This is a genomic window from Nocardia sp. BMG111209 (assembly GCF_000381925.1).
Classification (GTDB): domain Bacteria; phylum Actinomycetota; class Actinomycetes; order Mycobacteriales; family Mycobacteriaceae; genus Nocardia.
In genome coordinates this window covers 3,049,085-3,051,213 of the sequence record NZ_KB907307.1, presented here as the reverse complement: position 1 = coordinate 3,051,213, position 2,129 = coordinate 3,049,085, and the positions used below count along the sequence as shown (strand labels likewise).

The 2,129-nt window shown below is 70.2% G+C and carries 2 protein-coding genes; both read right to left on the bottom strand.

Going from position 1 to position 2,129, the window contains the following annotated elements; all coding sequences use genetic code 11:
- Nucleotides 1-360: 360 nt before the first annotated feature.
- Nucleotides 361-1,338, bottom strand: a complete 978-nt coding sequence (locus tag G361_RS0114045; protein ID WP_019927722.1) for an NADPH:quinone oxidoreductase family protein — start codon at nucleotides 1,336-1,338, stop codon at nucleotides 361-363.
- On the bottom strand, nucleotides 1,335-2,129 hold the full coding sequence (locus G361_RS0114040; protein ID WP_019927721.1) for an enoyl-CoA hydratase-related protein: 795 nt from the start codon (nucleotides 2,127-2,129) through the stop codon (nucleotides 1,335-1,337). The genes G361_RS0114045 and G361_RS0114040 overlap by 4 nt, the downstream gene beginning before the upstream one ends.

Below are 2,129 nucleotides of genomic sequence, written 5' to 3'. Positions count from 1 at the left end.
AACCGGTCACCTTACAATTGAACGGCCGATCATGATGCAACGGTGTCTCCGCTACGCAACTGATCGGCGCGCTTACCACACCCGGCGCAATCCGGCCACCGCTGTGCGCTACATGGGTGCGGGCTGTGCACGATCGGATCGCCGCGGCGGTCGTATTTCCGGAAAAGGCGTCGTCCGATCGCCGGCAGGCCCGCGGGAATGTTAAGACACTGTAAATAGCCGATACCCGGGCCGGTGTCGCGCCGGTATGGATCGGAAGAAATTCTCTCTCGTCGTTTCATGTGGATTCCGAAAACATTCGGATCGCGCGCGCATGTTCCGTGGCGGATCGATCCGCCACGGAACATGCCACGACCGAACTCATCCGGCGAGATCGATGAGCACCTTGCCGATCGCCTTGCCGTCGGCCACCTCGCGCAGGGCGGCCGCGGTCTCCGCCAGCGGATACACCGCGCCGATGTGCGGGCGTACCGCACCGGTGGCGAGCAGCTCGCGCAGTTCCGTCTCGTTGCGGCGGAACTCGTCGGGATCGAGATCCTGGAACTGGAAGCCCAGGACCTGAATCCCCTTGACCAGCACCAGGTTCAGCGGAATGCGCGGGATGGTGCCGGAGGCGAAACCGACGGTGACGAACCGCCCGCCGCGGCGCAGCGCGCGCAGCGCCGGCTCCGACAGATCGCCGCCGACCGGATCGACCACCGCGTGCGCGCCGTCGGGCAGCGCCTGTTTCAACAGCGTGCGCAGATCCCCGGATCGATAATTCACCAGGGTTTTCGCGCCGTACTGCCCGGCGACGGCCAGCTTGTCGTCCGAGGAGGCGACGGCGATCACCTCGGCGCCGAGCGCGACACCCAGTTGCACCGCGGCCAGCCCGACGCCGCCACCGGCGCCGAGCACCAGCAGTCGCTGCCCGGCCGTGAGCCGCGCCACGGACCGCAGCGTGTGATACGCGGTCCGGTGCGCGACCCCGAAGGCCGCCGCGTCCCGGAAGTCGACGCCCGCGGGGATGGCCGTCAGTCCCGTCGCCGCGACCGCGACCTCCTCGGCGAACGCGCCGACGATGCCGGTGCCGGTGACCCGGTCGCCGACGGTCACCGTGGTGACATCGGCGGCGACCTCGGTGACCACGCCCGCGTACTCGCTCCCGGGCACGAACGGCGTCGGGACCTTCACCTGGTACTCGTTGGCGAGCACCAGGACGTCGGGGAAGTTGACCGCCGCCGCGGCCACCCGCACCCGGGCCTGCCCTGCGGCGAGGTCGGGGGCGGGCAGTTCCGCCAGGCTCACCGATTCCGGCGGGCCGTAGGCGTGGCAGACGACCGCGCGGACTCCGGTCATCGGCCCTGCCAGTCCGGGGACCGCTTCTCGAGGAAGGCCATCGCGCCCTCCTTGGCGTCCGCGCTGCTGAACACCGACTTCTGCAGCTCGCCCTGGCGCCGGCGCGCCTCGGCGTGATCGGTCACCGCGAGCCGGGCCAGTTCCTTCGAGGCGGCCAGGCCCAGCGGGCCGTTGGCGGCGATCCGCTCCGCCACCGCCAGCGCGGCGTCGAGCACCTGCTCCGGCTCGGCGATGATGTTCACCAGGCCGACCTGATAGGCCCGCTCGGCGGTGATCGGATCACCGGTCAGGAGCAGCTCCAGCGCGACGTTCAGCGGAATGCGGGTGCCGACGTCGGTGCCGCCGCCGGCCGCGTACAGGCCGCGCTTCACCTCGGGGAAGCCGAATTTCGCGGCGCTGGACGCGACGATCAGATCGGCGCTGAGCAGCAGCTCCAGCCCGCCGCCCACGGCGGTGGCGTTGGCCGCGCCGATCACCGGCACGGACACCTGCCCGCGGGACAGCCGCTGGTACGCCTCGCCGGCCTCACTCGAGCCCAGTCCGGCGCCGGTGCCGCCGGCGGAGAACTCCTTGAGATCCATACCGGCGCAGAAGGCCTTGTCGCCGGTGCCGATCAGCACGATCGCGCGCAGCTGCGGATCGTTCTCGGCCTCCAGCACGCCCTGGCCGATGCCCTGGATCACGGCCCCGTTCAACGCGTTTCGCGCCTCGGGCCGATTGATCCGGATGAGCTGCACATTGCCGCGCCGCTCGACGATCACCTGGTCCGCGTTGATTGCGCTGTCGCTCAT

Excerpts from the sequence above, each read along its gene's own strand:
- G361_RS0114045 (WP_019927722.1), bottom strand. The coding sequence starts at position 1,338 with ATGACCGGAGTCCGCGCGGTCGTCTGCCACGCCTACGGCCCGCCGGAA.
- G361_RS0114040 (WP_019927721.1), bottom strand. The coding sequence starts at position 2,129 with ATGAGCGACAGCGCAATCAACGCGGACCAGGTGATCGTCGAGCGGCGC.